Annotated in this window: 23 protein-coding genes and 2 tRNA genes; 9 read left to right on the top strand and 16 right to left on the bottom strand. The window is 50.1% G+C overall.

From position 1 onward, the window contains the following. Positions 1-34: 34 nt before the first annotated feature. Positions 35-619 carry a superoxide dismutase [Fe] gene (sodB, locus tag WN56_RS12385; RefSeq protein ID WP_046075303.1) on the bottom strand — a complete coding sequence of 195 codons (585 nt, stop codon included), beginning with the start codon at positions 617-619 and terminating at the stop codon, positions 35-37. 283 nt (positions 620-902) lie between these two features. Here sodB and grxD point away from each other — a divergent pair, with 283 nt between their 5' ends. Continuing rightward, the gene (gene grxD, locus WN56_RS12390) at positions 903-1,241 is read left to right on the top strand and encodes a Grx4 family monothiol glutaredoxin (protein WP_046075304.1); all 339 of its coding nucleotides are present in this window, start codon (positions 903-905) and stop codon (positions 1,239-1,241) included. A gap of 105 nt (positions 1,242-1,346) precedes the next feature. On the opposite strand, the gene WN56_RS12395 is transcribed toward grxD, so the two are convergent. The 3 genes from WN56_RS12395 to rnt all read right to left on the bottom strand — a co-directional run bounded on the left by WN56_RS12395 (position 1,347) and on the right by rnt (position 5,530). Next, a complete protein-coding gene (locus WN56_RS12395; protein ID WP_046075305.1) occupies positions 1,347-2,669 on the bottom strand; it encodes a Na+/H+ antiporter family protein in 1,323 nt (440 codons plus the stop codon). 360 nt (positions 2,670-3,029) lie between these two features. Further along, positions 3,030-4,361 carry an outer membrane protein transport protein gene (locus WN56_RS12400; protein ID WP_046075306.1) on the bottom strand — a complete coding sequence of 444 codons (1,332 nt, stop codon included), beginning with the start codon at positions 4,359-4,361 and terminating at the stop codon, positions 3,030-3,032. A gap of 500 nt (positions 4,362-4,861) precedes the next feature. Beyond that, entirely contained in the window at positions 4,862-5,530 is a 669-nt protein-coding gene (gene rnt / locus WN56_RS12405; RefSeq protein ID WP_046075307.1) for a ribonuclease T, read from the bottom strand. Between the two features lie 233 nt (positions 5,531-5,763). Between rnt and WN56_RS12410 the strand changes: the two genes are divergently transcribed. After that, the gene (locus WN56_RS12410; RefSeq protein WP_046075466.1) at positions 5,764-6,645 is read left to right on the top strand and encodes an OmpA family protein; all 882 of its coding nucleotides are present in this window, start codon (positions 5,764-5,766) and stop codon (positions 6,643-6,645) included. 112 nt (positions 6,646-6,757) lie between these two features. Here WN56_RS12410 and gloA read toward each other — a convergent pair whose 3' ends face one another. The 10 genes from gloA to WN56_RS12460 form a co-directional block, all read right to left on the bottom strand. Next, the gene (gene gloA / locus WN56_RS12415) at positions 6,758-7,174 is read right to left on the bottom strand and encodes a lactoylglutathione lyase (protein WP_046075308.1); all 417 of its coding nucleotides are present in this window, start codon (positions 7,172-7,174) and stop codon (positions 6,758-6,760) included. 44 nt (positions 7,175-7,218) lie between these two features. Continuing rightward, on the bottom strand, positions 7,219-7,860 hold the full coding sequence (nth, locus tag WN56_RS12420; protein ID WP_046075309.1) for an endonuclease III: 642 nt from the start codon (positions 7,858-7,860) through the stop codon (positions 7,219-7,221). 17 nt (positions 7,861-7,877) lie between these two features. Beyond that, positions 7,878-8,576, bottom strand: coding sequence for an electron transport complex subunit E (locus tag WN56_RS12425; protein WP_046075310.1), 699 nt, complete (start codon positions 8,574-8,576; stop codon positions 7,878-7,880). Next, positions 8,573-9,211 (bottom strand): electron transport complex subunit RsxG, encoded by a 639-nt coding sequence (gene rsxG / locus WN56_RS12430; protein ID WP_046075311.1) that lies wholly within the window; start codon positions 9,209-9,211, stop codon positions 8,573-8,575. Before rsxG ends, WN56_RS12425 begins: the two co-directional genes overlap by 4 nt. After that, positions 9,208-10,287 (bottom strand): electron transport complex subunit RsxD, encoded by a 1,080-nt coding sequence (rsxD, locus tag WN56_RS12435; protein WP_046075312.1) that lies wholly within the window; start codon positions 10,285-10,287, stop codon positions 9,208-9,210. The genes rsxG and rsxD overlap by 4 nt, the downstream gene beginning before the upstream one ends. A 5-nt stretch (positions 10,288-10,292) precedes the next feature. Next, positions 10,293-12,743 (bottom strand): electron transport complex subunit RsxC, encoded by a 2,451-nt coding sequence (gene rsxC, locus WN56_RS12440; protein WP_046075313.1) that lies wholly within the window; start codon positions 12,741-12,743, stop codon positions 10,293-10,295. After that, a complete protein-coding gene (gene rsxB / locus WN56_RS12445; protein WP_046075314.1) occupies positions 12,743-13,318 on the bottom strand; it encodes an electron transport complex subunit RsxB in 576 nt (191 codons plus the stop codon). Before rsxB ends, rsxC begins: the two co-directional genes overlap by 1 nt. Beyond that, on the bottom strand, positions 13,315-13,899 hold the full coding sequence (gene rsxA / locus WN56_RS12450) for an electron transport complex subunit RsxA (RefSeq protein ID WP_046075315.1): 585 nt from the start codon (positions 13,897-13,899) through the stop codon (positions 13,315-13,317). Before rsxA ends, rsxB begins: the two co-directional genes overlap by 4 nt. 350 nt (positions 13,900-14,249) lie before the next feature. After that, a tRNA-Asn gene (locus WN56_RS12455) sits at positions 14,250-14,325 on the bottom strand. 141 nt (positions 14,326-14,466) lie between these two features. Continuing rightward, a tRNA-Asn gene (locus WN56_RS12460) sits at positions 14,467-14,542 on the bottom strand. An 809-nt stretch (positions 14,543-15,351) separates the two neighbouring features. On the opposite strand from WN56_RS12460, the gene uvrB reads away from it, so the two are divergent. The 3 genes from uvrB to WN56_RS12475 all read left to right on the top strand — a co-directional run bounded on the left by uvrB (position 15,352) and on the right by WN56_RS12475 (position 19,507). Next, positions 15,352-17,379, top strand: coding sequence for an excinuclease ABC subunit UvrB (uvrB, locus tag WN56_RS12465; protein ID WP_046075316.1), 2,028 nt, complete (start codon positions 15,352-15,354; stop codon positions 17,377-17,379). Between the two features lie 306 nt (positions 17,380-17,685). Further along, entirely contained in the window at positions 17,686-19,134 is a 1,449-nt protein-coding gene (gene luxO, locus WN56_RS12470) for a quorum-sensing sigma-54 dependent transcriptional regulator LuxO (RefSeq protein ID WP_046075317.1), read from the top strand. 13 nt (positions 19,135-19,147) lie between these two features. Beyond that, complete coding sequence (locus WN56_RS12475) at positions 19,148-19,507, top strand: Hpt domain-containing protein (RefSeq protein WP_046075318.1); 360 nt, start codon at positions 19,148-19,150, stop codon at positions 19,505-19,507. On the opposite strand, the gene yvcK is transcribed toward WN56_RS12475, so the two are convergent. Together yvcK and WN56_RS12485 are read right to left on the bottom strand one after the other, a co-directional pair. Further along, on the bottom strand, positions 19,439-20,371 hold the full coding sequence (gene yvcK / locus WN56_RS12480; RefSeq protein WP_046075319.1) for a uridine diphosphate-N-acetylglucosamine-binding protein YvcK: 933 nt from the start codon (positions 20,369-20,371) through the stop codon (positions 19,439-19,441). The two genes, WN56_RS12475 and yvcK, sit on opposite strands and share 69 nt — an antisense overlap. 206 nt (positions 20,372-20,577) lie before the next feature. After that, the gene (locus WN56_RS12485; protein WP_046075320.1) at positions 20,578-21,150 is read right to left on the bottom strand and encodes an LON peptidase substrate-binding domain-containing protein; all 573 of its coding nucleotides are present in this window, start codon (positions 21,148-21,150) and stop codon (positions 20,578-20,580) included. Positions 21,151-21,966: 816 nt separating this feature from the next. On the opposite strand from WN56_RS12485, the gene WN56_RS16895 reads away from it, so the two are divergent. The 4 genes from WN56_RS16895 to oppC all read left to right on the top strand — a co-directional run bounded on the left by WN56_RS16895 (position 21,967) and on the right by oppC (position 26,457). Next, positions 21,967-22,131, top strand: coding sequence for a hypothetical protein (locus WN56_RS16895; protein ID WP_156146677.1), 165 nt, complete (start codon positions 21,967-21,969; stop codon positions 22,129-22,131). A gap of 689 nt (positions 22,132-22,820) precedes the next feature. Beyond that, the gene (locus tag WN56_RS12490) at positions 22,821-24,497 is read left to right on the top strand and encodes an ABC transporter substrate-binding protein (protein ID WP_046075321.1); all 1,677 of its coding nucleotides are present in this window, start codon (positions 22,821-22,823) and stop codon (positions 24,495-24,497) included. A gap of 117 nt (positions 24,498-24,614) precedes the next feature. Then, complete coding sequence (oppB, locus tag WN56_RS12495; protein WP_046075322.1) at positions 24,615-25,535, top strand: oligopeptide ABC transporter permease OppB; 921 nt, start codon at positions 24,615-24,617, stop codon at positions 25,533-25,535. Positions 25,536-25,545: 10 nt separating this feature from the next. Further along, positions 25,546-26,457 carry an oligopeptide ABC transporter permease OppC gene (oppC, locus tag WN56_RS12500; protein WP_046075323.1) on the top strand — a complete coding sequence of 304 codons (912 nt, stop codon included), beginning with the start codon at positions 25,546-25,548 and terminating at the stop codon, positions 26,455-26,457. Positions 26,458-26,586 lie beyond the last annotated feature (129 nt).

Here is a 26,586-nt window from a genome sequence, read left to right on the forward strand (position 1 = left end):
GCCCCCTTAACTTCATACTTTTTCGTAAGCTGACTTAGCCTGCGAAATTTTTCGCCACAAAGTCCCAGTTGACCAACTTCCAGAAAGCAGCCAGATAGTCTGGACGCACGTTGCGATAGTCGATGTAGTAAGCGTGCTCCCACACGTCCACGGTCAGTAGTGGCGTTTCACCGTCGTGAGTCAGTGGGGTTTCAGCGTTTGATGTGTTGACGATCGCCACTGAACCATCTGCTTTTTTCACCAGCCACGTCCAGCCTGAGCCGAAGTTAGTGACCGCGGCGTTGGTGAACTGAGTTTTAAACTCGTCAAAAGAGCCAAAGGCTTTAGTGATTGCCTCTGCAACGTCACCAGTAGGCTCGCCGCCACCGTTAGGGCTTAGGCAGTGCCAGTAGAAGGTGTGGTTCCACACTTGCGCAGCATTGTTAAATACACCGCCTGAAGAGGTTTTGATGATCTCTTCCAGTGATTTACCTTCAAAGTCAGTACCTTCAATCAGACCATTAAGCTTCACCACATAGGTGTTGTGGTGCTTGTCATAGTGATAGTCCAGCGTCTCTTTTGAGATATGTGGCTCTAGCGCATCTTTTGCGAAAGGGAGTTCAGGTAGTTGGAATGACATTGCTTATATCTCCGTTTTTATCGTGAGAGTGCTTCCTGTAGTCCATCACCGGCCGCTCAAGCGTGTCGTTTGTCATCAATGATCACATCAACAACTCACCACCTAAGCATCGGGTGTGGCTACTATTTTCGTTTTGCTGAGTGTAGTTTAGCAAGTTTTTACTTTATTAAAAGGATCGCAGTAAAATTTTTATGCCTAATCCCACAAAAGATTTAGGCATTTTTTTCCGGCTTGTTAACCAGTAGAATCAAGGCAAGATTCACAGACAGTGTTCGAGGAAGCAATGGAAACAACGGACAAAATCAAGCAGCAAATCGAAGAAAATGCGATTCTGCTTTACATGAAAGGGTCGCCAAAACTGCCAAGCTGTGGTTTTTCTTCACAAGCCTCTCAAGCGCTTATGTCGTGTGGCGAGAAGTTTGCTTATGTGGATGTCTTACAAAACCCAGATATCCGCGCAGAGCTGCCTGTATACGCGCAGTGGCCGACCTTCCCACAACTTTGGATTGAAGGTGAATTGGTCGGCGGTTGTGACATCATTCTGGAAATGTTCCAAAAAGGTGAGCTACAGCCATTGGTCAAAGAAGCGGCTGAGCGCCGTGATGCGAGTGACAACGAATAACGCGGTTATTGATGTGACAAACATTGAAAAGCCACGTCCAAGACGTGGCTTTTTTGTATTCATCTATGTCTGACATTGTGCGTGACGTTTGTTTAGCGTATCCGCTTAGAGCACCATGGCCGCGAGCCAGCCAAACGCAATTAATGGCAAGTTGTAGTGAATAAAGGTGGGCACCACAGTATCCCAAATATGCTCGTGCTGACCGTCGGCATTCAGCCCCGATGTGGGACCCAAGGTGGAGTCAGATGCCGGTGAGCCCGCGTCGCCCAATGCGGCTGCCGTGCCTACCAGGGCAATTGTCGCCATCGGTGAAAAACCAAATGCCAGTGAGAGGGGGACATAAATAGTGGCAATAATGGGAATGGTTGAGAATGACGAGCCGATCCCCATGGTGACCAAAAGCCCCACCACTAACATCAAAAAGGCTGCAAGCGGCTTGTTCTCACCAATTGACCCCGATAGGGACGCGACCAAGGATTCGACGCCCCCCGTGGCTTTCATGACGGCAGCAAAGCCCGCGGCGGTGATCATAATAAAGCCAATCATCGCCATCATGTGCACCCCTTTGGTAAACACATCCTGGGTGTCTTTCCAGCGGATCACGCCACCAAAGGTAAACACCATAAAACCAGCCAACGAGCCCACAATCATTGAGCCTGCCATTAGTTGCACGCTTAATGCGGCGACAATGGCAATCGCGGCGACCCACAAGTTGCGCGATTGAATGCCTTGGTTTTCCGGCTCAGCGCTCAAGACGTCTTTTTCACTGTATTGGCGCGGCTGACGGTAGCTAATAAAGGTGGCGATCAACAGGCCAACCACCATACCCGCTGCAGGCAATAACATGGCTGTAGGAACCTGGCTCGCGACCACATCTAAGCCATTGTCATTGAGGTTTTTGAGCAAAATGTTGTTCAAAAAGATGCCGCCAAAGCCGACCGGTAACACCATATACGGCATGATTAAGCCAAAGGTGAGTACACAGGCGACCAGACGACGGTCGAGCTTTAAGCGTTGGAACACATGCAATAGTGGGGGGATAACAATAGGGATAAAGGCAATGTGGACCGGAATCGCATTTTGCGACGAAATTGCTAACAGGCCTAAAAGGACTAAAACAACATATTTAAAGGTGGCGGTGTTGGCATCGGTTGGACGCGCGTTTAACTTGCGGATCACCGAGTGCGCAAGCACATCCGTGATCCCAGAACGGCTGATAGCGACGGCAAAGGTGCCGAGCATCGCATAGCTCAGGGCAATGGTGGCACCGCCACCCAGTCCGCCCTCAAAGGCACTAATGGTGTCGGAAATACTAAGGCCACCGACCAAGCCGCCAAGGACGGCGCTGAACGTGAGCGCGACAACGACATTTACACGCATAAGCGCCAATGCCAGCATGACGCAGACTGAAATGACTACCGGGTTCATTAAACATTCCTGTTATGGGTGTGATGACTGCAGCTTCACTGCAGTAATTATCTATGGTTTTGTAATTAAGCTACCCAGTTTGCGCAAAATTTTGTCCGTGTCGAGGGGTAATCGGTTTTTTTTGGTTACTTTCTTTCATGCTTGTCAGTGTTGCTGAAAGTCGCGACCAGTAAAGTAGGCAAAAAGGGCGCGGCGGCGCCCCCAGGGATGGGTTCACGGCATGTCTGTGTGCGGGGCTTGGTCGCGTTATTCCATCATAGCGGCCAGCCATCGCTTCTAATGTCATTCAGGTCGGAACATAGATCGAAAAAAGCCGGCCTTAATAGGCCGGCTCTTTGGGTTTAGGTTAAGCAGTCGGGATTAGAACAAGTAGTTCAGCTGCAAACCATAGATGTACGCATCGCCACCGGCTGAGAACGCAAACCCGTCTTCAGTGCCGTCAACTTGGTCGCCATCTAGGTAAGCGAAACCCGCGTCAACAGAGAGGTTCTCATTCGCAGTGTAGGTCGTACCCAGGCTCCACCAGTGACGGTCAGAGTCAGGGATGCTGAGTGTGCGATCTTCGGCATCCACTGGACTTTCATCGTATGCATAACCGGCACGGAATGCCCAGTGATCGTCCATGGTATAGGTGGCACCCAGTGCATAACGCCAGCTGTTATCCCAGTTTTCGTCTTTTTGTAGACACTGATTATCAACGCTATTGATTTGGTCGTTACATTGTTCACTGGTAGCTTTCAACTCTTGGAAGCTGTCCCAGCCTACATACATAGCACTGTAATGCACTGCAATTTGCTGGTTAAGTTGGTGGAAGCCAGAAAACTCTATAACTTCTGGTAGATTCAGATCTAGTTCGCCACCCACTTTATCGATTTGGCCCACTGTTCCGGTACCCAGAGTTGAGACACCCTCATAGTCACCTTCAAGAGTGATATCTGTTTGAGAGCGATAGGAAAGCCCAAGACGGTTATTCTCATCGATTTCCCACAGCGTGCCGATGTTCCAACCAAAGCCCCAGCCATCCCCTTTAAGGTGCGAAATCCGACTTGTTTTAGTAAAAGACGTACCGTACGCGCTAAGCGCAGAGTTAAGGGTCGATGCTGAAGCCCCAGCAAATCGATTTAATTCTGCGTCTGCATAAATGGCACTAACGCCCGCGCCAATACTCCACTGATCATTGATTTCATAAGCAATATTGGGGTTGAAGTTCATGGTGACAAGTGCAGTATCACCGGCTCCGGGTCCAGCAGCGAAGTCTTTAGAATACTCCGTTGATAGTCCAAAGTTGGAAAAGGCAGAAAAACCAACTACAAGACGATCATCTAGGGGTTGAATCAAATGAAAGTTAGGGACGTACTCAGTCGGAGCCAGATCGTTTTCGTCTGTAGCAAACCCTCCTGCTTCCAGGGTTGCTTTGCTAGTACTACCATTACTGGCACTTTCAACATCCGCGTGGACATCAGGATCAATAATGGTTAAGCCGCCCGAGAAAGCGGTGGTGTTAAAGCGGGTTAGGGCAGCGGCGTTACGTGCGCCCACTGCGGCATTATCTGCGATAGCGGCTTCACCGGCAAAAGCACGCCCCAAACCGGATACCGAGGTTTCTGATACTTGGAAGCCGGCACTGTGTGCTTGCACGGCTAACAAAGATAAACTGGTTGCCACTAGCGATTTCTTAAATAGTGATGACATAACGCGCCTCACTCCTTTGTTAATTAGCTTCTTGTTCTTTGGGGCCGCCGCTTCAGTGCCCATCTTACGTGGGCGTGAGAAGTGGTCGGATGTTCTACAGGTTCAATAGTGGCACCAATTTCACGTTTGTTAAAGGTTGGTTTCAAAACGGGTAACACAATATTTCACCTGGTTGGGCTGACAATGTTTCTATCAGTTGTTTTAAGTAAATACTCTATTTGAGTTATACCTATGCTCAGCCCCTATTTAACGTGATTTTCACACTCGTTTTTTGTCGCTCACTCCTTATGTGCCTGTTTAATAGTGGTTAGTCTGATAACGAAATAAAGACCAAAATAAGATCACAAAAATGTGACCGCAAACAAATTGTTAACAACTATAAGCTGAACTTTTTGTGGTTTGTGAACACGTTTGGCGTCAAGCATGCAGGGTCGGTAGCAACGCAAAGGTTGCGTTGTTGCCGACCTGACTGTGCGTATACGGTCTTTACACCAGCGTGATTAGGTAGAGGGGGACGCTGTGCTCTCCGAGGTGGAAGGCAGGGGCCAACCGCCCAAGCGTTTCCAACGATTGACGATTTCACAGAATAGCTCAGCGGTACGCTCGGTATCATAGAGCGCACTGTGCGCCTCTTTATTATCGAACGGGATTTGCGCCGTTTGGCAAGCTTTCGCCAACACTGTTTGACCGAGCGCCAGTCCGCTCAGGGCGGCGGTATCAAAGGTGGCGAAAGGGTGGAACGGGTTACGTTTTAATTGCGCCCGCTCGGCGGCGGCCATCACAAAGCTGTGATCGAAATTAGCGTTGTGGGCGACCATAATGGTGCGTTGGCATTCCGCTGCTTTTTGTTCTTTACGGATAAGCTTAAAGATTTCCCGCAAGGCCTCGCCTTCATCAACCGCGCCGCGTAGTGGGCTATAAGGGTCACGGATACCGGTGAACTCTAGGGCGGCGGGTTCAAGGTTAGCGCCCTCAAACGGGGTGACATGAAAGTGCAGCTTTTTGTCTGGCGATAACCAGCCTTGCTCGTCCATTTTTAAGGTGACAGCACAAATCTCTAGCAGTGCATCGGTTTGGGCATTGAAGCCGGCTGTCTCAACGTCGACAACGACAGGGAAATAACCACGGAATCGGGCTTTGAGACTATTTGGATCACTTGCTTGGCTCATGCTGATGTCACTTTACGAATAATAAGAAAAGGGTGATTATCGCAAATAGTGGCGTTAAGCTAAAGTCGGCGTGTAACGTGTCGATAACTTTATAACCATTTGTTTTTGTCTAAGCCATGTTTTGGTCACTGCAGCAGCGGTGACTCGCGCAACCTTTAAAGCAGTAAACTGTGCGTGAAGACAGAATCACGCGACGTACGGAGTCTGTAATGGCGTTTTGTCCTGTTGATTTAATGAAATGGCACTTTATCCCAGTGGTGGTGTCATGTGTTGCTCTTCTTTTGCCCAACCAGGCGTCTGCCAACAAGCAATACGTGGCATCGTTGGGGGAGTCAAACTGGACCGTGACAATTGATACGCCCATTGAGTGCCGTCTTGAGCATGACGTGCCAGGGTACGGGCAAGCATCGTTCACATCACGAGCCAGTAAGGACATGAATCTCGATTTCTCACTCGATATGCAGCGGCCCATGGGTGAGACCGCGCAGGTGTCACTGCTTTCCATGCCCGCTGACTGGATGCCCGGAGAGCCGGCACGCTATATGGACCAACTCCAGTTCTTCAAACAATTTGATGGCTATGTGGGCGGTCAAACGGCTTGGGCGATGCTGAGCGAGCTAGAGGCGGGACGATTCCCCACGTTTAGCTTTAAAGACTGGCAGCGTCAGCAGCGACAGGTGGATGTGGCGTTATCGGCGGTGGCATTTGGCGCGCCATATAATGAATTTAGCCGGTGTCTGAATAAGTTATTGCCGTATGCGTTTGAGGACATTTCCTTTACCGTCTTGCGTTATCAAGAAAACAGCGATGAGTTGACCAAAGCAAGCCGCCAACGATTGACGCAGATAGCCGAGTTTGTTCGTTACAGCGATGATATCGATTTGGTGCTAGTGGCGACCTACTCTGATGCGCGTGGCACCCGTGAAGCCAATCAGCAAATGTCCGAGCGACGAGCGAAGAAATTGCGCGACTACTTTACCTCGCTGGGCTTACCTGAAGATCGGATTACCGTTGAGGCTTATGGCGAACGCCGTCCGATTGCTGACAACGACGACCCAATTGGGCGCAGTAAAAACCGCCGCGTGGTGATTTCGTTAGGAAGAACCTTGTTATAGGCGACAGCCACCAAGGTTATCACAGACAGTGTATGCCTCCGATACAACATAGACAGCACGAAAAAGCCCGGCATCGAATGCCGGGCTTATTTTTGTGACGTGTCTTGCTGTGTTAGCCGTTCAGACCCGCAGAAGCACTTTTGTTTTGGATAAGCTCCAATTTGTAGCCATCAGGGTCAGTCACGAAGGCGATTTCAGTACTACCGCCTTTGACAGGGCCTGGCTCGCGGGTGATATTGCCGCCCGCTTGACGAATTTGATCGCAGGTCGCGTAAACATCATCCACACCGATCGCGATATGGCCAAAGGCGTTACCGTGATCGTACTCGCTTTCGCCCCAGTTGTAGGTCAGCTCAATCACGGCGCCTTCTGATTCATCGCTATAGCCGACAAACGCCAAGCTATATTTGTACTGCTCGTTTTCATTGGTGCGTAACAAACGCATTCCCATTACTTCGGTATAAAACTTGATAGCACGGTCTAGATCACCGACGCGGATCATGGTGTGTAGAATTCTGCCGTTTGACATGACGTTGCTCCTTTTTGGCTTGCCAGTGCTCGCCGTTGACGGCGTTAGCTATCTGGATAAACTTTTTCTTTGTACTCACATAAATCTTCAATGATGCAACTGCCACAGCGAGGTTTTCGTGCGAGGCAGGTGTAGCGTCCATGCAGAATTAGCCAGTGGTGCACATCGACCTTAAATTCTTTAGGCACCACCTTGATCAGTTTCTCTTCCACGTCATTGACGTTTTTACCCATCGCGAACTTGGTACGATTGGACACGCGAAAAATATGGGTATCCACGGCGATAGTGGGCCAACCAAACGCGGTGTTGAGTACCACATTGGCGGTTTTGCGTCCCACGCCGGGCAGGGCTTCTAGCGCCTCTCTACTTTCTGGTACCTCGCCATGGTGTTGTTCAATCAAGGCGCGGCAGGTTTTAATCACGTTTTCCGCTTTGGAATTGAATAAGCCAATATTTTTTATATATGACTTCACCCCATCCACGCCCAATGCCAGTAGCCCTTCGGGCGTATTGGCCACCGGATACAGCTTATCGGTGGCTTTATTGACACTCACATCGGTCGCTTGCGCAGACAGTAACACCGCGATCAATAACTCGAAAGGGGTTGACCAATTGAGCTCCGTTTGCGGATTCGGGTTGTTATCGCGCAGGCGCTCCAGAATTTGTCGTCGTTTTTCTTTATTCATTTACCCTATCCTGTGGATCATTGATTACCCGTTACCCGTGCACGCTCAATCACCGGCTTGTCGTCTTTTTCTGTTTTACTGGCAAGATGTGTATCAATGATGTTCTTCAACGCGATAAGAAAGCCGACCGCGAGAAACGCGCCCGGTGGTAATATGGCTAACAGAAACTTGGTGTCGAATTGAAAAATCTCAATCCTAAGCGCGGCAGCCCAGTCGCCGAGCAAGAGGTCGGCACCATCAAACAAGGTGCCATTGCCGATAATTTCGCGAATAGCCCCTAATACCACCAAGGCTACTGTCATACCGGTGCCCATCCAAAAACCATCACTCACCGACAAGCCGACAGGGTTTTTAGAGGCAAAGGCTTCGGCGCGGCCGATGATAATACAGTTGGTGACAATCAATGGGATAAAAATACCGAGCGATTGATAAAGGCCGTAAGCATACGCATTCATGACCAGTTGCACGCAGGTCACCAGTGAAGCAATCACCATCACGAAAATAGGAATGCGCACTTCTTTGGGTACCCAGTCCCTAATCAGTGACACAATCAAATTGGAGCCGACGAGTACGGCCAAGGTCGCGATCCCAAGGCCAAGTGCATTGGTGACGGTAGCGGATACCGCCAACAGTGGGCACAAACCTAGTAGCTGCACAAACGCTGGGTTATTACTCCATAAGCCATTTTTCATTAGCTCTTTGTGGGCGCTGTTCATGACGCTCCTCCGCAATTAACCGGTTGGTTGATCAGCGCGTCTTGGTGTTGGCTCACAAACCAAGCCGCTTTTTTGACGGCGCCGACAACCGCGCGCGGGGTAATGGTGGCGCCGGTAAACTGATCAAACTGCCCGCCGTCTTTTTTGACCGCCCAACGCGCATCGTCTTCGCTGGTGACGGTTTTGCCGCTAAAGCTACGGATCCAATCTGACACCCGCAAGCTCACCTTATCTCCCAGTCCTGGGGTTTCGTTATGCTCGAGAACCCGCACACCCAGCACCTGATGGTTGGTCGCATCCATGCCAATTAATACCTTAATGGCACCATTGTAGCCATTAGGGGCAATAGCTTGAATAGCAACGGCACTGACCTCACCGCCTAGGGTGGCAACATAAAAAGGCTGGGCGTCATCGGTGCCCAGTGCATCCTTATTTTCGATAAGGCGGCAGCTTTGATGCAGCGGATTATCGTGCCTGTCTTCAGGGATCACCTGATTGAGCGCCTTTGATAATTGGATTTGCTGCTGCTCTTTAATGGTATCTTCAGTTAGCGCGTGAGTGACCGCCACCAGTGCTGTCGACAAGAGGGCAGCAACAGCGAGAATGCCCCCATGTTTTTTTATAGTATCAATCATGACTTTGACTTCTTCTCCGCACGGTTTGTGGCATGCCCATACGTTCTTGGTTTGGTGTAATAATCAATCAATGGAACGCACAAGTTGGCAATGATCACCGCAAACGCGACACCATCTGGGTAGCCGCCCCAAGTGCGGATTAAATACACCAACACCCCAATCAGGCCACCAAACCATAACCGGCCACGGTCGGTGGTGGAGGCCGACACCGGATCGGTGGCGATAAAAAACGCCCCGAGCATGGTCGCGCCAGACAACAAATGAATCAGGGGCGACGCGAGTTGATCCGGTGCGACCAAGTGGCCGAGTAATGAACAAGCAAACAAGGCGACGAGTACCGCGACAGGAATATGCCAATTGATAATGCCACGTTGGATAAGCACCAAACCACCGAGTAGGTAAAGCGTGTTTACCCAAGCCCAACCTTTACCGCCTAGCGCTGAGAAAATGGGCTGTTGCAAGGCTTCACTGACGGTTTGACCGCCTGCGAGCGCAGTTTTAATGGTATCCAGAGGCGTCGCCATGGTGGCGCCATCCACGGTCATACGCAATTGGTTGACGCTAAAACCATCTAAGGTATAGCCGCCAAAAATCGCCGCGAGGGTATCGGTAATGGTCAAACTATGGGTGGCGAGACTCTCGGGCGGTAACCAGGTGGTCATTTGCACCGGAAAAGCGATGAGGAGTACCACATAGCCAACCATGGCTGGATTGAAGAGGTTCTGTCCTAATCCGCCATAGATATGCTTGGCAACAATAATAGAAAACGCGGTACCTATAACGATCACCCACCAAGGCGCCATCGGTGGGATCGCGACGGCCAATAAAAACGCCGTGAGTAGGGCGCTATTATCGCGAAGGTAAGCCATCACGGGGCGATGACGTAATCGCATGACCAGTGCTTCGGTTGACCATGCCGTGATTACCGCCAAGGTTAATTGAACCAGCACGCCCCAGCCGAAGAAATACCACTGTGCGGCCAAACCGGGTAGGGCACAGAGAAGCACCGTCAGCATGATATGGCTGGTGGAACGTTTGTTGTGGGCGTGTGGTGAACTTGCAATGAAAAACGCCACGTGGGTTATTCCTTATCTTCTTGTGATTGTTGTGCGGCTTTACGCGCCTTAGCACGCGCGACGGCGGCTGCGACAGCGGCTTTTTTGTCGTTAGCTTCGTCGGTTGCAGGCGCGGTGTCTGCAGCGTCGGATGGCGTATCGGCAGCCGTCTCAGGTTGTGCCTTGGTGTCGCCTTGCTGGGCCGCTTTACGTGCTTTGGCACGGGCAACGGCTGCGGCGACAGCGGCTTTTTTGTCGCCAGCGTCATCCGTTTGTGGCTTAGTATCTTCTACGGCGGATGATTGCTTGGCCGCCGGTGTTGGCTCTGCCTTGGCATCGCTTTGCTGGGCGGCTTTTCGTGCTTTAGCGCGGGCAACGGCGGCGGCGACGGCCGCTTTTTTATCGCCAGCGTCATCCGTTTGTGCCGTCGTGTTTTCTGCGGCGGATGATTGCTCGGACGCCGGTGTTGGCTCTGCCTTGGCATCGCTTTGCTGAGCCGCTTTGCGTGCTTTGGCACGGGCAACCGCGGCGGCGACTGCGTCTTTTTTATCACCAGCATCATCCGTTTGTGCCGTCGTGTTTTCTGCGGCGGATGATTGCTCGGCCGCCGGTGTTGGCTCTGCCTTGGCATCGTTTTGCTGAGCCGCTTTGCGTGCTTTGGCACGGGCAACGGCTGCGGCGACTGCGTCTTTCTTGCCGTCTTGACTCTCGGTGCTGTCGGATGTTGCCTGTGAATCAGCAGCTGCTGAAGCTTTTTGCGCCTCTTTGGCCGCCTTACGCTCTCGCGCTTGACGCTTACGCTCTTCGCGCAATTTCATCATTTCACTGTTGTCTGGCTCATCACTGCCGGTTTTTGCCGCTTCGGCTTGTTTCGCTTTGGCCCGTGCGATCGCCGCCGCAACAGCAGGTTTGACATCACTCGATGCCGATTGTGCGGCTTTTTTCGCCTTCACGCGCTCTACCGCAGCGTTAAGGGCATCACCCGAGCCAGTGTTTTGTTGCGCCGCTTGCTTGCGACGCTCGGCCGCTTTGCGATGTTTTTCTTCTCGTTCCTGTTTTTCACGTTCCATTCGCGCTTTTTTGGCTTCAAAACGCTGACGTGCGCGCTCCGCGGCTTCTTTTTCCGCTTCAATTTCACGAATTTCTGCTTTGGCCTGGCGATAGTATTGCACCAGTGGGATCTCACTCGGACACACATAGGCACAGGCGCCACATTCAATACAATCGAATAGATCATAGTCTTGGCACTTGTCGTAATCCTGATCTTTGGCATACCACTGCAATTGCTGGGGCAACAGGTGAGCGGGACAAACATCGGCACAGGCACTGCAACGAATGCAGGCCATCTCTTGCTTGGCAGGCGCAATTTCCTTGCGCGTTGGCACCAGTACACAGTTAGTGGTTTTAGTCACAGGCACTTGTGTGTGTGGGACGGTAAAGCCCATCATCGGGCCACCAATGATCACCCGAGGCAGTTTTTTCTCAGCCTTGTAACCATGATGCGCCAACAATTCGCCAATTGGCGTGCCAAGTAGTGCCCACCGGTTTTGCTGGGTTTTGAGTGTTTTCCCAGTCAAAGTGACCACACGCTTGATCAGCGGCTCGCCATCTAGCACGGCGCGTTTGATCGCATAAGTGGTCCCGATGTTTTGCATAAGCACACCAATACTGGCGGGAAAGGCTTTGGCTGGGACTTCTTTGCCGGTAATGATTTGAATCAGCTGCTTTTCACCGCCAGATGGATACTTGGTAGGTACTACCTGGATGAGTATGTCCTCATCGGCGGCTTTCACCGCTGCTTTAAGCGCAGCGATAGCCTCTGGCTTATTATCTTCAATGCCAATCACGGACAGCTTAGGCTTAACAATGTGATTAAGAATTTGTACCCCTGCGACGATTTCATCGGCGCAATCTTGCATCAGCCGATCGTCGGCGGTGATATAAGGCTCACATTCTGCGGCGTTGATGATAAGTACTTCAGTACGCGCCAAGCCACTTTGCAGTTTTCTTGCGGTTGGAAAGCCAGCGCCTCCCATTCCAGCAATGCCCATAGAGCGGATATGATCGATCAATTGCTCTGGCGGCTGGGTTTGATAAGCCGGGAGGGCAGGTTTAGGTCCCCACTCATCTTTTCCATCGGGCTGAATCACCACGCAACGGTCGGACAAGCCTGAAGGATGCGCGATGGTTCTATCTTCGATGGCAATCACGGTGCCCGATGTCGGCGCATGTACCGGCACACATTGTTGAATATCCGTCTCAGTGAGGGCTTGTCCCGTGAATACCCGATCGCCCTGGCTCACGCATAATTTTCCCTTGCTGCCAATATGTTGCTTTAGCGGGATAACCAGCTCGGTAGGGAGTATCTTTTCTAAAATGGCGCCGTGATTCGACTGAGTTTTATGCTCAGGCGGGTGAATGCCGCCATGGAAATCCCAGATCTGGCCATGTTTTATTTGTTCTATAAGGCTGTCCATCAGGCGCGTGCTCTCTGACTCTCAGTGACATCTACAACGGGAATTTGTTCAAGCTTCCATTTCCAGGTTTCAGGGGTGTCCTGAACGGGGATCATTTCAATACAGTCGGTCGGACAGGGGGCAACACATAAATCACACCCAGTACAATCTTGCTCGATCACGGTATGCATCGCTTTGGTACTGCCTACAATCGCATCGACCGGACAGGCCTGAATGCACTTGGTGCAGCCGATGCAATCTTCTTCATGAATGAAGGCAACGGTTTTGATACTTTTTTCTTCATCGTGGGCGAGTTCGGTCGCTTCGACGCCCATCAAATCAGCCAAATTTTCAATCGTTTGCTGGCCACCTGGCGGACACTTGTTAATCTCGTCACCATTGGCAATGGCTTCGGCATAGGGGCGACAGCCAGGGTAACCGCATTGGCCACATTGCGTTTGCGGCAGAATGGCATCAATTTGATCGACAATAGGATCCGCCTCCACCTTAAAGCGAATCGAGGCGAAACCTAGGATTGCACCGAATATGGCGGCGAGCGCGGCAAGCACAACCACCGCTATCACTATTCCACTCATGATAAAGTCACCAGTCCTGTAAAGCCCATAAAGGCGAGCGACATTAATCCTGCGGTAATCATTGCCACTGACGCGCCTTTGAAAGGCGCGGGTACGTCAGCGGCTGCAATACGCTCGCGCATTGCAGCGAATAAAACGAGAACCAGCGAGAAACCACAGGCCGCCCCAAAACCGTAAATAATCGATTCGATAAAGCTGTGCTGTTGTTTCACATTGAGCAAGGCCACCCCGAGTACCGCACAGTTTGAGGTGATCAAAGGTAGGAATACGCCCAGTAGTCGGTGCAGTGTTGGACTGGTCTTATGCACCACCATTTCCGTGAACTGCACCACCACGGCAATCACTAAGATAAAGCTCAGTGTGCGCAGGTATCCGAGATCAAGTGGGATAAGAATATAGGTTTCAACCAGATACGAGCTCACTGATGCCAAGGTCAACACGAAGGTTGTGGCAAGCCCCATCCCAATTGCTGTTTCCAGTTTTTTTGATACGCCCATGAATGGACACAAGCCCAAAAACTCCACCAGTACGAAGTTATTGACCAATACTGTGCCCACCAGTAGCAACAAATACTCAGCCATGCTGTTTAATCATTTAATGTTTTTGTGATCTGCCTATTATCGACCTTTGAGGCGGCTATAACAACCGCCATCAAGCAGGGTTTTTGCTTGGTTCGCTGTAAGCTGTTAGTGACGCTTTACGCGCGCACCTTATTCTAGGGGTAGTGGCAGCATAGCGTGTTCGATCACGGTAAGAGTGTGTGATGAGATCACGGAGAAAGTAGGATAGGTCAGGGAGAACAGAGACATAAATTTGGCTCCCCCAACTGGGCTCATCGGGAACGCCTAGTTGGGGGCGCCCAGCCCAGTGACATATTCCGCATTGCGGAACGATTAGACTGAAGAACTAAATTTGCCATCGGACATAGAATTGGCTCCCCCAACTGGACTCGAACCAGTGACATACGGATTAACAGTCCGCCGTTCTACCAACTGAACTATGGGGGAATCGTGTCGCTATTGTGTTCTGTGAGGTCTCAAGATAGTGGCTCCCCCTGCGGGATTTAACGGGGACGCCTAGTCCTGCGACAGATTCTGCGTAGCAGAACGGGTGCTCACTTTTGCAATGTCTATTTTATCTCAAGATAGTGGCTCCCCCTGCGGGATTCGAACCTGCGACATACGGATTAACAGTCCGCCGTTCTACCAACTGAACTAAGGGGGAATTGCCTTGAGAACGGGGCGAATGTTAGCGAGCACCTCGAAAGGTGTCAACTGATGAAAAGCAATAAAATCTGTCTTTTCAATCGACTGCTGAAAAGCTAGCCAGCGACGCTGATAAAAGCATCATAGTGGCGAGTGATTGAGCATAGAGGCTATTTTTTTCTTGACTTTTTACACGGCCGGTAATGAAAGGGCTCTCAGCGGTTACCCACAGATTCTGTGGATAACCATGTGTGTGGATCTTGATCAACTGACTATGTGACTGATTTTATACAAGCTTGACGCAGCTATCGTCGGCATGGGAATGACTATAAGGTATTGATTTTTAATGTTTGTGCTTTTTTTAATGCGATCAGTTTGAAAAAAAAACGATCGTGGATTATGCACAGGTCGCTATTTGTTCAACCCTTGAGTATCGGGGATAAAAAAGTGATAAGAGAGGATATTCAATAGAAATACGCGCGAAAACGCATGATTTAGAGGTTTATCTTTATTGCACTCTATACTCTTTGCACTTGATTTGTTTCGTGCTCGATGCGTTTAGTGCTTTGTTCTAGCTTAGAGCCCGTCTTCGCTCAGAGCCGTCTTTGCTTAGACAAGCTGGCTGCAATGGCTGCATGCCAAAAGAGGAACGATAGATTACCTAGACACCTTCATGAGATCAAGCGTCCAAGACGAAAAAGATCGCAATTGGCAGTTTGTCAGTAGTTAACCGCAATCGTTGACTCCGCAGGGCGAGTCAGGACAATAGACTTTTCGCGTTAGCGCCCCAAGCTGGACATCGTGGTCAGCCCCAAACAGGATAGGTTCATGAGTAAAACATTTACGCTGCATTCTGCTTTTAAACCATCAGGTGATCAGCCTGAGGCCATCCATCGTCTGTGTGAAGGGTTAGAGGCCGGTCTTGCCCATCAAACGCTGCTGGGGGTAACAGGGTCGGGAAAAACGTTCACCATGGCCAATGTCATTGCTGAGCTCAATCGCCCTACTATGATATTGGCTCCCAATAAAACATTGGCGGCGCAGCTTTATGGGGAGATGCGCGAGTTTTTCCCTGACAATGCGGTGGAGTACTTCGTTTCTTACTACGATTATTATCAACCAGAGGCATATGTGCCTTCGACAGACACCTTCATAGAAAAAGATGCGTCGATTAATGATCACGTTGAGCAGATGCGTTTGTCGGCGACAAAAGCGTTGATGGAACGCCGTGATGTGGTGATTGTGGCGTCGGTCTCTGCTATTTACGGCTTGGGTGACCCTGATTCGTATTTAAAAATGATGCTTCACATTCGCCGCGGTGACTTTTTAGACCAGCGTACCATTTTACAACGCCTCGCTGAGTTGCAGTACACCCGCAATGATATGGCCTTTGAGCGCGGAACTTTTCGCGTTCGCGGTGAAGTCATCGATATCTTTCCGGCTGAATCGGACAAAGATGCCATACGGGTGGAGCTGTTTGACGACGAGGTGGAAACCATCAGCGTGTTTGATCCTTTAACGGGGCAGGTGAGTGTCAAAGACATGCCTCGTTGCACCATCTACCCTAAGACGCACTATGTCACCCCACGAGAGCGTATTCTCGAAGCAGTGGAGCAGATAAAAACGGAGCTATCGGCACGTAAAAAAACACTGCTTGAGCATAATAAACTGCTGGAAGAGCAGCGCATCACACAGCGAACGCAGTTTGATATTGAGATGATGAATGAGCTGGGCTATTGCTCGGGTATCGAAAACTACTCGCGTTATTTGAGTGGTCGAGCAGAAGGCGAACCACCACCGACCTTGTTTGATTATTTACCCGCCGATGGACTGTTGATCATCGACGAGTCGCACGTCACCGTGTCGCAAATTGGTGCCATGTACAAAGGCGATCGCTCGCGTAAAGAGACCTTGGTGGACTATGGGTTTCGGCTGCCTTCAGCGTTGGATAACCGACCGCTAAAATTTGATGAGTTTGAGGCACTCGCGCCACAAACCGTGTATGTTTCCGCCACGCCGGGTAACTATGAAGCTGAGAAATCGGGCGCGGATATCATTGATCAAGTGGTGCGTCCAACGGGGCTTATCGATCCTGAAATAGAAGTGCGTCCGGTCGCGACTCAAGTGGATGACTTGCTCTCTGAGGTGCGTGCTCGTCGTGAGCGAGACGAGCGCGTGCTGGTGACGACCTTGACCAAGCGTATGGCAGAAGACTTAACCGAATACATGCAAGAGCATGATGTGCGAGTGCGTTACCTTCATTCTGATATTGATACGGTGGAGCGCATGGAAATTATTCGGGATCTCCGTCTTGGTGAGTTTGATGTCTTGGTCGGGATTAACTTGCTTCGTGAAGGGTTAGATATGCCTGAGGTGTCTTTGGTCGCGATTTTGGATGCGGATAAAGAAGGCTTTTTGCGCTCTGAACGTTCATTAATTCAAACCATTGGCCGTGCAGCACGTAACCTTCACGGTAAAGCGATTTTATATGGCGATTCGATCACCAAGTCGATGAAACGCGCCATTGATGAAACGGAGCGACGCCGGGCGAAGCAAATTGCACATAATGAGGCGCATGGTATCACGCCACAGAAACTGAATAAGAAAGTGATGGACGTGATGGAGATAGGCACGGGTAAACGGGGTAAAAGCGCGAAACCAGCAGTCAAATCGTTGCGTGCCGTTGCCGAGCCTGATGCGGACTATGCGTTGAAGTCACCACAACAAATTGATGCTGAAATCAAAAAACTGGAAAGTCAGATGTTTGAGGCAGCGCAGAACCTTGAGTTTGAAACCGCGGCACAATTGCGAGATCAGTTACAAGCGCTGCGCGAGCAGTTTATTGTAAACAGCTAATGGGATGAAAAAGCACCGCGTGAAGTAAAAAAAAGCCAACCTAAATGACAGGTTGGCTACAGTGTTTCAGTGAGTGAAAACTCACAAACAACGTCAGTTGGCTAGGTGACCCCTGAGGGTCACTGGAATAGATGCATTTGGCGTGCCAAAAATAAAAGATAGCCATTACATCGACAAAACGTGTGGTTTTAACGGACTCGCCCAGCTACAATGAGGGCACAATTGCATAATGCAACGCATTTCGCATACGCTCGTGCAACTGAGTGAGTTATCGCTACACGCCGCGATGCGATTCTTGGAGGATACATGCCAGCACTATCACCCAGTAAACGAATATTGATGGTGGAAGATACGGCGTCGGTGGCGGCGTTATATAAATCCTACCTTAACCCCTTAGATGTGGATGTCACCATTGTAGGGACGGGTCAGGATGCGATGGCTTTTTTCGAGCAAGAAGGCGATCAGTTAGCACTGATGATCTTAGATCTACGCCTGCCGGATATGTCGGGCATTGATGTGCTTGCCAAAGTGCGAGCAGTCGCGCCCGATTTACCCGTGATTATTATGACCGCTCATGGCTCGATTGATGCCGCTGTCGATGCCATGCGTCATGGTGCCAATGACTTTTTGATCAAGCCTTGTGAAGCCGATCAGTTGCGTGTCACGGTCAATAAGTCGCTCAAACCCAAGCCGAGTCATCCGGGTAAAGCGACCAAACAGGAAAGTGAATACCACGGGTTTATTGGTCGCAGTCTGCCGATGCAGGCGGTGTACCGTGTGATCGAATCGGCTGCGCCCAGTAAAGCCACGGTGTTTATTACCGGTGAAAGCGGGACTGGTAAAGAGGTATGCGCGGAAGCGATTCATGCTGCCAGTACGCGAAGTAACAAGCCAATTATTGCACTGAATTGCGCGGCTATCCCGAAAGATTTGATTGAAAGTGAGTTATTTGGTCATGTGAAAGGAGCCTTTACTGGCGCTGCGTCTGAGCGTGAAGGGGCCGCAGAAATGGCCAATGGTGGCACCTTGTTCTTGGATGAAATTTGCGAAATGGATATGGATTTGCAATCCAAACTGCTACGTTTCATTCAAACGGGGAGTTTTCAAAAGGTCGGCTCCTCGCAAGTAAAGTCGGTGGATGTCCGGTTTGTCTGTGCCACTAACCGCGATCCCTGGCTCCAAGTACAGCAGGGGAAATTCCGGGAAGATCTCTACTACCGCTTGCACGTTATTCCACTCGAATTGCCGCCTTTAAGAGAGCGTGGAGACGATGTGATCGCCATTGCCAACGCCTTACTCGCGCTGTTTTCCGCTGAAGAAGGCAAAGATTTTTGTCGTTTTAGTGACGAAGTGACCACTCAGCTCCTTCGCTACAACTGGCCAGGCAATGTTCGGCAGCTGCAAAACGTGATCCGTAACATAGTGGTGTTGCATAACGGCGAAGAAGTCAGCAAAGAGATGCTACCATCGCCAGTCGCTCGCGTTTCTGGTGCTGAAATTGCATCTACAGGGGATAACACGCGATCGGAAGCGGCGAACAGCGCATCAGCAACTCACGAGCCCGTCAAGCCAGCATCGCCAGTGGTGATGAAAGCCGATATAGAACCATTATGGAAAACGGAAAAACGTGCTATTGAAGTCGCGATCGACGTGTGTAATGGCAATATCCCGCAAGCGGCGGGGTTACTTGAAGTTAGCCCTTCAACCTTGTACCGAAAACTACAAGCTTGGCAAAAATCTGCGGCGCATGAATGATAGGAATGGATGTATGGCCACCACAGTAAATACTGAAACATTACGTCGACTGAAATCAGAAGTAGGCGAGGATACGGTGACGGTTTTACTCACTGTATTTAGCGACGAGCTATCCCAATACCATTCTCAATTGTCTGGTTCGCCATCGATCGAGCAAGTTCGCGAGATCAGCCATGCGATCAAAAGCAGTGCTGCCAGTTTTGGTGCGGATGATCTGGCCGAGATGGCGCGTGAGTGTGAATCACGCGTCAAGCAAGGGCAACAGGAGTGGATGACACATCATTTAGATGAGCTGACCGAGATGTTACGAGGAACGGCCTCTACCTACCGAGAAATGGCCGTCGAGCAAAACTTCATCAACAGCTTGACGTAGTTTATCCCTGTCATGACGCCAATGATGATTTGAGGAGGCCAAGCTGGCCTCTTTTTGTTGGTAACGTGTGGCGAGCTGCGACGCGTTTTGTTCTCCGATCACAATATCGATTTCTTTCCCACCCATTGCACGCTCGCACCAAGCAAGCATAGTGGCTAATGACATGTCACCCGCCGGCCCGATTTCCTTGCCAAGGTTTCTAATAAACGCCAGTTTGGCCTGTGTATGTTTCAACGCACGGCTGAGTTCGGGGACGAGCAGCGGCGGCATTACACTGGTTAAAAAACTGCCAGGGCCGAGCAAAATCAAGTCAGCCTGCTCGATAGCCTCAATGGCTTCGCGGGTCGCGGGGACGGTTGGGGACAAAAAGAGACGCGTCGGGGGGGCGCTTAGCTCATCAATATGTGTTTCCCCCGACACCGTCTCACCCTCTGGCGTTAACGCGGCAAGCTCAGCAGGGTGCTCGGACATCGGCAGTAAATTAGGGCGGATATCTAGCAGATCGCGAATAAGTTGGATGGCTTCAAGCGGACGGACTGAGAGGTTATCCAGTGCCGTAAGGATCAGGTTGCCCAAATTATGCCCGTTCAGCTCACCTTTCCCTTTAAAGCGATATTCAAACAGCATGGAGCCGACCGAGGGCTCGGTGATTAATTGGTTGAGGCAGTTACGAATGTCGCCCCAGGCTATCCCACCTTGGCATGCACGGATACGGCCAGTGGATCCCCCATTATCGGTTGTGGTGACGATGCCTGTTACCTGCTCGCCATATATTCCCAATGCCGATAAGACGCGCCCCAGACCATGCCCGCCACCGATCGCGACGATACGTTGTGAATGCTGATCTGAAACCTGTTGGATCATTGCGTCGTTTCCTGAGAAAAAATCAATGTGCCTAGTTTACCTGAAGCTTGAGCGACTAGGTATTTACCAGAGCAGTAAAGTGTGAGCAAGTCAGGAAAGTGGGACAAAAGGGTGAAGGCAAAAAAAAGAGGTAACGCGTCGCGTTACCTCGCCCAATCAAGCCGATGTATAAAAAGGGCAAATAGCAAGGCAGCAATAAAAACGGTTTAATGGGGATCTTGCATCATGCTCAACAGATAATCCCGTGTGGCGACACAGGAGCTGTTCGCCATTAACTGTTGTTTTTCCCCGGTGGGGAGCGGCAGCAGCTCTAACCAGCGCTGGCATAACCACGCCAAATTGGAGAACTCGGTCTCTCGGTGCATTTGTTGTAGTTCAGGGTAGCGCTCAAACATCGACTGTAAGCGCTCCACGAGAGGCTCGCTTTGTTTGTCGACGTGGCAATCAGGCCACCGAGGTAATGCGTTGACCGAGGCAAACAAGATTTGGTTGTGCTGCTGGTTAAACGCATGAATCGCAAAGCGTGCGGTTCCCCGTGCCGTGATCACTAAGCAGCCATCTTCTTGGCTTCGGGTATAGTCCTCAATTTCAATAAAGGTGCCAATATCCACGTGAGAGCGCTGGGCTTGTGTTTCCGCCATACACACTCCGATAGGGAGTCCATGCTTTAACGCGAATACGAGTGTGTCTAACGAGTCGCCTGCTGGGATCCGAAGAGGTATCCGGCCCCCGGGCAAGATGTGACGATCATTAAACAAAATTGGTGTGGATTGTCCCATGTGACACCCCCTGACAAGCAATGGCGTTGGTCTAGTAATCTAGATATTGCAAAAGGGGTGCCTACTTTTTGAAACGCCCGTATACCAGCGGTTCGGCATCGTGATGTCGCGATTGCGTAGCGCTTGAGGGCGAGAACTCGCAATTTGCAACGCAAATCCGCTCGCGATAACGCATTGTGCAAACGCTAACTTGCTCGCTTTGCGGTCGCCCGTGAGTAGGATTACGCCCTGATTCGTCGTCAGTATCGCGATATAAAGACAAAAAAATAGCCTCCATTTGGAGGCTATTAAAGAGGTGTTTTTAACATCAACACCGCGTTAGCGGTTAACCTGTGGTTTTTTTCCTTTATTTGGGTTGTAACCATGGCGAACGCGTGCGCATAAAGGGCGCGAGGTTGAGCTTTGTGGTCTCATAGTCTTGCTTTTTACTCTCTTGTCGGAAGAAAAATTAGGTTGATGATCGGGAACAGCTCATCAACAACACAATGATGGGGGATAGAGCGCCGAATAACAACATCGTTTGTTTAAAAAAGCGTCAATATTGGTATTTCGTCTAAACAGCCGCTTATTATCAGCAAATGTTATTAAACTAAGGCAAGAGCGGGCCGATATCCGCTATGGCTCTGGGTTGAGACGTCGAGATGTTGTGGAGGCGAAGATGTTTGGCGTGCCTTTTCGGCAATATTTTGCTTTATTGACGATGAGGGTGTAGCTTAAAAATTGCACAAGCGGTTTGTACTGGCGTAACAGCCGAGTGGACTCGGTCGTTGTTCCGCGAGTGACTGTGCCAAATACTGATGAGTTCAGGAGGACACAATGAAACACAAGCGCTATAGCAACAAGAAAATCAAAGAAATGCTTAACGAGGTCATGCCAGAAATGGAAAAAGCACGTGAGGACAACCGTGTTCTGCGCGATCAGGCCAGTGATCGTTCATCCGATAGTGGCCCCGTTTTTAGTCCCGACGATGCCAAAAAATAGTGGTTTATAGAACAAAGCCAGCCTGCGAAGCTGGCTTTGTTGCGACATTATCACCACTCAAGCCTACCGAAGCAGCCGTTTCTACGTTCTCCCTCCGTTCGACATCCGTGCCTGATCCTCGCATCTATTCGCGGTGAGCGTTTCCTCTGACAGACACCATTACCGCTTATTCAATTCAGATTTTGTGACCGTGATAGCTGTCTGACATCACGTGCATGTGTTTCTGTTGAGTTTTTTTGACAAATAACGTTTAGTATCGGCTTTACAATTAAGTAACATTTGACGCATATTGGCAGTCAAAGTCACTGAGATTGCGAAGATAGAGAGAGGCTTGTGTGTTTTTTCGACCGCAAGCTAGTTCAGCATTAGTGCCAATGCCCCCAGATTCAGTATAAATAGCAATTTGTTCCGTATTTTGTTTCTTGTGGTGAATAAAGCGCTAACGCGGCCTCGTCTTACCAGCTTGAAATTCCTTTATGCGACTTTTAAGTAGTGAAAGATGAGTTTTTAATCTCATTCTATGGCAAAATACTTCAGATTTATGGCAAAACACAGCGTTGCTTGGTAATGTTTTGCCTCTAATCGCGCAGCGAGGCGTAGTACATCTTTTTAGATTGTGCAAAACGGATTCCCCCGCCACGTGGCGTCGATTGTCATGGATGCAATAGCGATTGTTATGGAGTTACACGATGAAGCTAAACACGATCACCCGAACCCTCTTTATGGGCGCTGGCCTTTCTCTGGCTCTAGCAGGATGCAGCGAACCAGAGCAAAAACAGACCTCACAATCCAACCCTGAAACCAAACAACAAGCCGAGTCCGCGACAGGCGAGCCGCAACTGGCGGCAGAGCAAGAGCTCGTGCGTGGTAACGGTGCCGAAGTGGCGTCGTTGGATCCGCATAAAACTCAAGGCGTGCCTGAGTCGCATGTTATTCGTGACCTGCTAGAAGGCTTGGTCAACCAGGATGCAGACGGCAATGTTATCCCTGGCGTCGCTTTGCGCTGGGAAAACGAAGACAACAAGGTGTTTACCTTTTATCTCCGTGAAGACGCCAAATGGTCTAACGGTGATCCTGTTACTGCGCAAGATTTTGAGTACAGCTTTAAGCGCGTGGCTGATCCGATGACAGCGTCACCTTACTCTTGGTATCTTGGCTACACCCACATGGAGAATGCCAAAGCCATTATTAAAGGTGACAAAGATAAAGACACATTGGGCGTTGAAGCGCTGGACGATCACACCCTTCAGGTAACGTTAGATACCGCGGTGCCTTATCTTGTGAAGATGATGGGTCACACCACCATGAAGCCGGTACACAAAGAAACGGTGGAAAAACATGGTGACCAATGGACCAAACCTGAGAACTTCGTGGGTAATGGCGCCTATGTCGTGGATAACTGGGTGATTAATGAGCGCATTGAGTTAACCCGTAACGACCAATATTGGGATAATGAAAATACCACGCTCGATAAAGTGACCTATTTGCCGATTGAAAACCAAGTTGCAGAAATGAACCGCTACTTGGCCGGCGAAATTGACATGACGTATGAGATCCCGAACGAGCATTTCCGTCGCCTGAAAAACGAGCACCCAGAAGATTTGTCTATCGTGGGTAACCTGTGTAGCTACTACTACATCTTTAATACCAAGCGTGAACCCTTTGATGATGTCCGTGTGCGTAAAGCCTTGTCTTACGCGATTGACCGTAACGTGATTACCGATGCGCTACTGGGTCAAGGGCAAAAGCCTGCGTATTTCTTGACGCCTGAAATTACCGCTGGATTTGATCCTGAGCTGCCAGCGTACGCCAAGATGACACAAGAAGAGCGTGATGCGGAGGCCAAGCGTCTGCTCAAAGAAGCTGGGTTCGGTGAAGACAACCCGCTCGACTTCTCACTGCTTTATAACACCAGCGAAAACCACAAAAAGCTGGCCGTCGCAATCGGTCAAATGTGGAAAGACAAGCTGGGTGTGGATGTTGCACTTAATAACCAAGAGTGGAAAACCTACCTGAGCACCAAAGATGAAGGTAATTTTGATGTCGCGCGCGCCGGTTGGTGTGGTGACTACAATGAAGCGTCTACCTTCCTCAGCTTGATGCGTAGCTCCAACTCATCAGGTGGTGTGCATTATGATAGCCAAGCTTATGATGCGATCATGGAAAACGCCATGACCACCACAGACGACGACAAGCGCACACAACTGTACTTGGATGCGGAAGCCCAGATGGCAAAAGACATGCCGATTGCGCCGATTTACCAGTATGTAAAAGCGCGTCTGCTTAGTCCACAAGTCGGTGGCTTCCCTGCCAATAACGCCGAAGAGAAGATCTACTCAAAAGATCTTTATATCAAGGCTGAGTAACGCCTGATTCACAGCTGATAAGGGAGCCGCACCACGCGGTTCCCTTGGCTGGTTGTCGTTATGTAGGTATAGCCTAGGTAGCGGACGCTGTGAGGCTCAAAACGAAACGGTACAGTTATGTTGAAATTTATCGCCAAGCGCCTTTTGGAAGCTATTCCAACGTTGTTGGTCTTAATTACTATCTCTTTTTTCTTGATGCGGTTTGCGCCAGGCAACCCTTTTTCAAGCGAACGTCCATTGCCCCCTGCCGTAATGGAAAATATTAATGCCAAATACGGCTTGGATAAGCCTGTGTTTGAGCAATACACCACCTATTTGGGCAATATCCTACAAGGGGATTTTGGTCCATCGTTTAAATACATTGATTTTACGGTGAATGAGCTGATTGCTGACGCATTTCCTGTATCGGCACAAATCGGTGCGTTGGCGTTTATCTTTACGCTGATTTTTGGGGTCACGATTGGCACCATTGCTGCGCTCAAACAAAACACCTGGATTGACTACACCATCATGTCCACGGCGATGTTAGGGGTGGTGATGCCATCCTTTGTGCTCGCGCCAGTGCTGATTTATATCTTCGCCATTAATCTTGGTTGGTTCCCCGCCGGTGGCTGGCAAGGCGGTGGTTGGCAATTCATGGTGTTGCCAATGATCGGTATGTCCTTGCTGTATGTGGCCACATTTGCGCGTGTGACCCGCGGTAGCATGATCGAAACCCTAAACAGTAACTTTATTCGCACCGCGCGTGCCAAAGGGCTCAGTTACCCTAAGATTATTGTTAAACATGCGCTCAAGCCTGCGATGCTACCGGTTGTGTCCTACATGGGACCCGCGTTTGTGGGCATTATTACTGGGTCGGTGGTGATCGAAACCATTTTCGGCTTGCCTGGTATCGGTAAGCTGTTTGTGAACGCCGCGTTTAACCGTGATTATTCATTGGTGCTTGGCTGTACCATTTTGATCGGTACGCTGACCATTCTTTTCAACGCGATCGTCGATATCCTGCTGGCGTATATCGATCCTAAGATTCGTTACTAGGGGTGACATGATGCTGACGAAAAAAGAAAACATTGACGCCCTCGAAAACTTTGCTGAAGAAGTCGATGTCAAGGGGCGTAGCCTTTGGCAGGATGCGGCGATTCGTTTTAAACGTAACCGTGCCGCGATGGCGAGCTTGGTGATTCTGGTATTGATTGGTTTGAGCGTGATCCTTGGGCCGTATATCAGTGCCTACGCGTATGACGCGACCGATTGGTATGCCATTCATGCGGCGCCTTCATTGGGCGTAGACGGACATTGGTTTGGTACCGATGCGTTAGGCCGAGATCTCTTTACTCGCACCATGATGGGCGGGCGTATATCGATCATGGTAGGCGTCATGGGCGCCTTTGTCGCCGTCTTGATTGGTACCTTATATGGTGCCACATCAGGCTTTATTGGCGGCCGCACCGATGCGGTGATGATGCGTTTGGTGGAAATCCTCCAATCGATTCCGTTCATGTTCTTCGTGATTGTATTGGTAACCTTCTTTGGCCGTAATATCGTGCTGATCTTCGTGGCCATTGGCTGTATTGCTTGGCTAGACATGGCACGTATTGTGCGCGGTCAAACACTCAGCTTACGGAGTAAAGAGTTTGTCGAAGCCGCGCACGTTTCAGGGGTGAGCACGCGCCATATCATTACGCGCCATATCGTGCCAAACGTACTTGGGATTGTTGCGGTTTACTCGACCTTACTAGTGCCGAACATGATCTTGTTTGAGTCTTTCTTGAGTTTCTTGGGCTTAGGTGTGCAAGAGCCAATGACCAGTTGGGGCGCCTTACTACAAGAAGGATCGCAAACGATGGAAATTGCGATTTGGCAGCTGCTGTTCCCTGCCGCCTTTATGGTCATGACATTGTTCTGTTTTAACTATGTCGGCGATGGGCTTCGTGATGCCTTGGATCCAAAAGACAGATAAGCGACGTTTTTTGTCATCGTAAAAAACGCAATAATATGAAAAGCGCAGGTTTATTTCCTGCGCTTTTTTGTTACTGTTAAATGCGTGTTTCAAGGATGAGAATCGATAGCAGTGGTGGCTGTCGATAGA

It is taken from the genome of Salinivibrio sp. KP-1, from assembly GCF_000968645.1.
GTDB classification, from domain to species: domain Bacteria; phylum Pseudomonadota; class Gammaproteobacteria; order Enterobacterales; family Vibrionaceae; genus Salinivibrio; species Salinivibrio siamensis.